Genomic DNA, 6,872 nt, shown 5'->3' with positions numbered 1-6,872 from the left:
AGAGGGGTGAGGGGTCTCTGTCCTCACGAGCCATCTCGCGAGTGGATGGAGACCCCTCATCCGGCGCTTCGCGCCACCTTCTCCCACAAGGGAGAAGGAAGAATCAGCGAAGTTGACTTTTCGACTATCGGTCGGTATTTACCGACTATCAGTCGGTTTTTATCGAGAGGTGCCGCATGCCGAGCCGTGAGATCGTGGAAGCCTTTGCGCAGCGTCTGGAAGCCGGGGATTTCATCGGCGCGATCGAGCAGTTCTGCACGCCAGATGCCGTCACCTACGAGAACAACACCGCGCCGACGATCGGCCGCGAGAAGCTCGTCGCCAAGGAGCGCGCCGTGCTGGCGGCTTCCAAAGACGTGAAGGCCGTTCGCGTCGGGCCGAGCCTGATCGAAGGCGACAACGTCGCGACGCGCTGGATCTTCAGCTTCACCAACGCCGAAGGCGTCACCCGCACGCTAGAGGAGATCGCCTGGCAGACCTGGCGGGGCGATGAGCTGATCGAGGAGCGGTTCTTTTACGACCCGAAGCAGCTGGGGCGGTGACGGGCCTCAATCCCGCTCTCGGAAAATTCAAACCGCATCCGCCCGCAGCAGCGTATCCACCGTGATGGTGCCTCGCGCGCGGGAGACGCAGGCGCAGATCTTCGCGTTGCTTTGCTTCTGGTGATCGCTGAAGAAGACGTCGCGGTGGTCGATCTCCCCGTCGACAGCGACGACGTCGATGGCGCAGAGGCCGCACTCGCCGCGCTTGCAGTCGGATATCACCTCGAAGCCGCTGGCGTTGAGGACATCGAGCATCGAGCGCTCGCGCGGGATCTCGAGCTCGACATCGCAGCCCTTCAGGCGCACGCGAAACGCTTCGGTCGGCAGCGTGCCGCTGGAGCCGAAGGTCTCGTAGCGGAGATCGGACAGCGGATGGCCGGCACCGATCCAGGCATGGCGCGCCGCATCGAGCATGCGCATCGGGCCACAGAACAGAGCGAGCGTGCCCTTCGGCAGCGAGGCGAACAGCGCATCGAGATCGAGCCGCTTGTCTTCATCACTGGCGTGGACGACCAGCCGGTCACCGAGCAGGCTTGCGAGGTCGTCGAGATAGGCGGCATCCGCGCGGCCGCGCACGGCGTAATGCAGGGTGATATCGGAGCCACGGCGGGTCAGCGCCTGTGCGGCGCCGACGATCGGCGTGATGCCGATGCCGCCGGCGATCAGGCAATAATTATCGCGGGCCCAGTCGACCGCGACAAGCGACGCGGGCCGGGTGATGTCGAGCCGCGCGCCGGGCGCGAGCTGCCACATGTAGCGCGAGCCGCCGCGGGAGTCCTCGGCGCGGCGCACCGCGATCCGCAAGCCCTGCGGCGAGGCTTCCCCGACCAGCGAATAGGACCGCGTCTCCGGCTGGCCGTCGATGGTGACGCCGACATTGATGTGGCTGCCGACCGGATAGGCGGCACCGTCGAACTGGTCGGGCCTGATCAGGAATTCGCGGATGCCAGGCGACAGATCGCGCGTCGAGACGAGCGTTGCCGGAATCCAGGTTTCGACGAAGCGCATGGTGCCCTCAATCGGTTGCGGTCTTGATCAGCGCGAGCGCCGGCAAGAGGTCGAGATGGGTTCGGTTGCGCAGCGCGAGCCGCAAGTTTCGCACCGCGAGCCGCGCGTGCTCGCGCATGATCGCCTCGGCGCGTGCGCCTTCGCGGTTCTCGATGGCGTCAATCACCACGCGGTGGTGCTCCTGCCCGATGATCAGGATCTGCTGCGCCTCGGCGAGCGCCGACTGCGCCATCACGAATCCAGATGGCGAGGCGAACGGCAGCGCCGAGGCACGGTCGATCTGGCGGATCAGCGGCGGGCTGCGCGACAGCTCGGTGAGCAGCGCATGGAAGCGCGCATTCAAGGTGACATAGGACGAGAACGCCTCGATCGAGATCGGCACCTGCCGCAGCAATTCGTCGATGGCGGCAAGACACTCCTTCAGCGGCTCGAGCTCGCGCGCGGAGACGCCGCGCTCCGCGGCAAAGCGCGCGGCGAGCCCCTCCAGCGTGCCGCGCAGCTCGATGGAATCGGAGATGTCGCGCTCGGAAAACGCCTTCACCATGAAGCCGCCCGAGGGGATCGCTTCCAGCAGCCCCTCCTCCTCCAGCCGCACCAGCGCCATGCGCACCGGTGTGCGCGAGGCGCCGGTGGTCTCTACCGCCTGAAGCTCGGAGATGCGCTCGCCGGGTCGCAACGATCCGGACAAGATCTGGTCGCGCAGCGCGAGCTGCGCCTTCACCGTCTGCGAGACGGAGCGATCGACCTCGCCCATGCCCTACTCCGCAGCCTGGAGCTTTGTCGGCGGATTTTCCTTCGCGATCATCCTGTCGATCAGCTTGCGCGTCCACATCGCGCCGGCGTCGATGTTGAGATTGTAGAAGATGCGGTCCGGGTTCTCGTCCATGGCACGCTGCTGCGCCTCGAGGATCAGTTCGTCCTCGTGGAAGATGCCGGAGACGCCTTCGCGGATCTCGGTGGTGATGCGCTGCTCGCCGATCTGGTAGTTGCGGACGAAGGCCCAGAAATAATGGCAGGTCTTCTCGGTCTCGGGCGTGATGGTGTTGAGCACGAAGCCGTTGACGCCCTGCGAGCGGTCGCCTTCCGGCGCGCCGGTGCCTGTTGGCGCCACGCCGACGTCGATGGCGATGGTGCACGGCGCCTCGAAGCGGATGATCTGCCAGCGGTCGACGAGGCCTTCCTTGCCGAGTTGCTTGCCCCAGAATGGAGGCGCCTCGATGCCGCGCATCCAGCGCGTCACGGTGACGGTCTTGTCGCCATGGGTGACGTCGAACGGCGCTTCGGCGACTGCGTCATTGCCAATGGAGGAGCCGTGCACAAAAGTCTCGTGGGTGAGGTCCATGAGATTATCGAGCACGAGGCGGTAGTCGCAGTTGACGCGAATGGTCTTGCCGTCGCCGGCCCAGGCCGGATCGTGATTCCAGTGCATGTCGGGCACCAGTGCGGGATCGGCGAGCGCGGGGTCGCCCATCCAGAGCCAGATGTAGCGATGGCGCTCGACCACGGGATAGGCGCGCACGCAGGCCGACGGATTGATGGTCTCCTGCGAGGGCATGAAGGTGCAGCGGCCTTGCGGATTGTACTTCAGGCCGTGATAGCCGCAGACCACGGTGTCGCCTTCGAGCCGGCCCTTCGACAACGGCACCAGGCGGTGCCAGCAGGCGTCCTCCAGCGCGGTCACCGAGCCGTCGGCCTTGCGGTACATCACGACATGCTTTCCGCAGATCGTCCGCGGCAACAGCGCCGGCTTCACCTCGGCATCCCATGCGGCGGCGTACCAGGCGTTCATGGGGAAGGGTTTGGTCATTGAGGCCTCCCGGGGCTATTGTATGCGTTGTGTATACAATATCGGAGGGACGAAAAGGTTCAAGGCAAATTTTTTCTTATCTAATTACCTATTATGGGGTTTGTGTATACAGAAACAACCACGGTCATCCCCGCGAAGGCGGGGAATCCAGTACGCTGTGGCCGACATTGGGTTCACACAACTTGAGCCGCCGCGTACTGGATCGCCCGCCTTCGCGGGCGATGACAGCGGAGCGCGCGGAGGCGCCTTGGCGCTCTACGCCCCGAACACCTTCGCGAGCCCGGCCTGGGCTTCTTCCTGAATCCGCTTCAGGTGCTCGGTGCTGCGGAAGCTCTCGGCGTAGATCTTGTAGACGTCCTCCGTCCCCGAGGGGCGTGCTGCGAACCAGCCGTAGTCCGTCTCGACCTTGATGCCGCCGAAGGGTTGGCCGTTGCCGGGTGCCTTGCTCAGGGTCGAGCGGACCGGATCGCCGGCGAGATCCTTCAGGCCGAGCTGCTCGGGCGTGACGGACTTCAGGATGTTCTTCTGCGGCCCGGTGGCCGCAACGTCGATGCGCGCGTAATGCGGCATGCCGAACTCGGCGGTGAGGTCATTGAAGAGCTGGCTCGGATCGCGGCCGGTCTTCGCCATGATCTCGGCGGCAAGCAGGCCGAGGATGACGCCGTCCTTGTCGGTGGTCCACACCGAGCCGTCGCGGCGCAGGAACGAGGCGCCTGCACTCTCCTCGCCGCCGAAGCCGAAGCCTCCCGTGAGGAGGCCGTCGACGAACCATTTGAAGCCGACCGGCGTCTCGACCAGCTTGCGGCCGAGTTTCTTGGCGACGCGGTCGATGATCGAGCTCGACACCACGGTCTTGCCGATCGCGGTATCCTTGCCCCAGTTCGGCCGGTGCGCGAACAAATAGGAGATCGCGGTCGCCAGATAATGGTTCGGGTTCATCAGGCCGCCGGTGCGCGTGACGATGCCGTGGCGATCGGCGTCGGTGTCGTTGGCGAAGGCGACGTCGAAACGGTCGCGCATCGCGATCAGGCTCGCCATCGCATAGGGCGAGGAGCAATCCATGCGGATCTTGCCGTCCCAGTCCACGGTCATGAAGCGGAAGGTCGGATCGATCGCCTCGTTCACCACGGTGGCCTTCAGCCCGTAGCGCTCGATGATCGGATGCCAGTAATGCACGGCGGCGCCGCCGAGCGGATCGATGCCGATATTGACGCCGGCGGATTTGACGAGCTCGAGATCGACGACACTGCCGAGATCGGCAACATAGGGCGTGATGTAGTCGTAGGCATGAACGGTCGATGATTTCAGCGCCCTGGCATAGTCGATGCGCTTCACCCCCTTGAGTCCATCGGCGAGATAGGCGTTGGCGCGCTTCTCGACGACGGAGGTGGCGTCGGTATCGGCCGGGCCGCCATGCGGCGGATTGTATTTGTAGCCGCCGTCCTCGGGCGGATTGTGCGAGGGCGTGACGACGACGCCATCGGCGAGGCCCGAGGTGCGGCCCTTGTTGTAGCTCAGGATCGCGTGGGAGATCACGGGCGTCGGCGTGTAGCCGTGGTCCTTGTCGATCATGATTTCGACGCCGTTCGCCGCGAACACCTCCACCGCGCTCGCGAGCGCCGGCTCGGCCAGTGCATGGGTATCGATGCCGATGAAGAGCGGACCGGTCAGCCCCTTTTCCTGCCTGTAGTCACAGATGGCCTGCGTGGTCGCGAGGATGTGGCCTTCGTTGAAGGTGTTCTTGAACGAGGTGCCGCGATGGCCCGACGTGCCGAACGCCACCCGCTGCGCCGGATCGGCCGCGTCAGGCTTGCCAGCGAAATAGGCGGTCACGAGCCGCGGAATGTTGGCGAGCGCGTTCGGCGAAGCCAGCTTGCCCGCCGCGGGATGAACATCTGCCACTGGGAGTATCCTCGTCCTTGAAAATTGAGGTCCTGCCGCACCATAGCACCGGGCCTGCACGCGCCAAGCCAGAAGCTGCCGGTCAACCACGGCAACAAATGGCCGCATTTGCGTCCATGAATGCGGGGTATGACCATTTTCGCAACGGCCGTGCTGCTCGCCAGTTCCTTGGCATCCTCGCCGCCAGACCATGTCAGGGCTGCCGACGTCGAGCCCAACCCGATGCTGCGCTATGCGGCCATCGATCACGACCTCGCCAAGGTGAAGCGGCGGATCGAGCAGGCGCTCCACAGCGCCGCATCGGACACCACGGCCGCGTCCCCTCCGGCCATGACGCGCTGACGGCGCGCGGCGGCGTCTTTCCAGCTCGGCCGCACCGGCGTTCGCCGGAACATGCTATGGTTCGCGCGTGCTGGCCGCCTCGAATCGTCCCATGGTCCTTTCGCGCAAGCTGCTGTCCTTGCTGATCGCCAGCCTCGCTTTGGCCGGCGCACCGGCGCGCGCGGCCCAGTTCTACACCGAGGACCTGCGCATCCCGATGTCGGAGGCTGGACCGCAGGGACTGGAGGCGTTCCTGGTCCGCCCTGTTGGGACCAGGCGCTATCCGCTGGCCCTGCTCAGCCACGGCTCGCCGCGCAGCTTCGAGGACCGCGCGACGATGTCGGCGCACAAATACTACGGTATCGCGCTGGAATATGCCCGGCGCGGCTTTGCCGCGCTGATCGTGATGCGGCGCGGCTATGGCACCTCGCCGGGCGGACGCGTCGACAGCGTCGGTGGATGCAGCAACGCCGCCTATCTGCCGGCAACCGCGGTCGCCGTTGCGGATCTGCGTGCCGCGATCGATGCGATGACCCGCCGGAGCGACGTCACCACCACAGGCATGATCGCGGCCGGCCATTCCGCCGGAGGGCTCGCCACCGTCGCGCTGACCGCGCAGGCTCCGCCCGGCCTCGTCGCCGCGATCAGCTTCGCCGGCGGCCGCGGCTCGCGCGACGACGACGACGTCTGCAATCCGGACGGACTGGTGCAGGCCTTCGCGACCTTCGGCAAGACCTCGCGCGTGCCGATGCTGTGGGTCTACGCAACCAACGATCTGTACTTCGCGCCCGATCTGGCGCGCCGGTTCTATGACGGATTTCGCGCCAGCGGCGGCAACGCCAAATTCGTCGCGGCGCCGCCTTATGGCGATGACGGCCACTATCTCTATTCCGTGGTGGCCCGTGAGCTGTGGACACCCTTTGTCGATGCCTTCCTGCGCGAGCGCGGGCTTGGCCGCGACGTGCTGAGCCCGCCCGATCCGCTGCCGCCGCCGGATCATTTCAACGACGCGGCGAAAGCCGAGTTCTCCCGCTATCTCGCCAGCACCTTGCCGCACAAGGCTTTCGCGGTGTCGCCGAACGGCGGCTATGGCTGGCGTTCGGGGCGCAGCACCGTGGACGAGGCGCAGCGCGACTCGCTCGCCGCCTGCATGAAATGGTCGCCGACCTGCACGCTCTATGCCGTCGATGACCAGCTCTCCTCCGGCAGTGCGGCGGGAAAGACCACGGACCAGGTCTCGCGCGCGCGGTAGACCTGGCGAGGCGCAGGAAGCGGCGGCGACACATCGCTTG

The 6,872-nt window shown here is 65.9% G+C and carries 7 protein-coding genes; 3 read left to right on the top strand and 4 right to left on the bottom strand.

Features of this window, described 5'->3' with window-relative positions; all coding sequences use genetic code 11:
* The first annotated feature begins 176 nt into the window (after nt 1-176).
* Nucleotides 177-542: a nuclear transport factor 2 family protein gene (locus Q0687_RS03065; protein WP_298872085.1), complete on the top strand. Its 366-nt coding sequence runs from the start codon at nt 177-179 to the stop codon at nt 540-542.
* A 27-nt stretch (nt 543-569) separates the two neighbouring features.
* On the opposite strand, the gene Q0687_RS03060 is transcribed toward Q0687_RS03065, so the two are convergent.
* From Q0687_RS03060 to pgm, 4 genes are all read right to left on the bottom strand, one after another.
* Complete coding sequence (locus Q0687_RS03060; RefSeq protein ID WP_298872084.1) at nt 570-1,550, bottom strand: PDR/VanB family oxidoreductase; 981 nt, start codon at nt 1,548-1,550, stop codon at nt 570-572.
* Nucleotides 1,551-1,557: 7 nt separating this feature from the next.
* Nucleotides 1,558-2,304: a GntR family transcriptional regulator gene (locus Q0687_RS03055; protein ID WP_298872083.1), complete on the bottom strand. Its 747-nt coding sequence runs from the start codon at nt 2,302-2,304 to the stop codon at nt 1,558-1,560.
* Nucleotides 2,305-2,307: 3 nt separating this feature from the next.
* Nucleotides 2,308-3,357: an aromatic ring-hydroxylating dioxygenase subunit alpha gene (locus Q0687_RS03050; RefSeq protein WP_298872082.1), complete on the bottom strand. Its 1,050-nt coding sequence runs from the start codon at nt 3,355-3,357 to the stop codon at nt 2,308-2,310.
* 255 nt (nt 3,358-3,612) lie between these two features.
* Nucleotides 3,613-5,259 (bottom strand): phosphoglucomutase (alpha-D-glucose-1,6-bisphosphate-dependent), encoded by a 1,647-nt coding sequence (gene pgm, locus Q0687_RS03045; RefSeq protein ID WP_298872081.1) that lies wholly within the window; start codon nt 5,257-5,259, stop codon nt 3,613-3,615.
* 129 nt (nt 5,260-5,388) lie between these two features.
* Here pgm and Q0687_RS03040 point away from each other — a divergent pair, with 129 nt between their 5' ends.
* Together Q0687_RS03040 and Q0687_RS03035 are read left to right on the top strand one after the other, a co-directional pair.
* Nucleotides 5,389-5,601: a hypothetical protein gene (locus tag Q0687_RS03040; protein WP_298872079.1), complete on the top strand. Its 213-nt coding sequence runs from the start codon at nt 5,389-5,391 to the stop codon at nt 5,599-5,601.
* Nucleotides 5,602-5,692: 91 nt separating this feature from the next.
* Complete coding sequence (locus tag Q0687_RS03035) at nt 5,693-6,832, top strand: alpha/beta hydrolase (protein ID WP_298872077.1); 1,140 nt, start codon at nt 5,693-5,695, stop codon at nt 6,830-6,832.
* The last annotated feature ends 40 nt before the right edge of the window (nt 6,833-6,872 follow it).

The organism is uncultured Bradyrhizobium sp. (assembly GCF_936928535.1).
In the GTDB taxonomy this organism is placed as follows: Bacteria; Pseudomonadota; Alphaproteobacteria; order Rhizobiales; family Xanthobacteraceae; genus Bradyrhizobium.
This window is presented reverse-complemented; position numbering and strand designations above follow the sequence as displayed.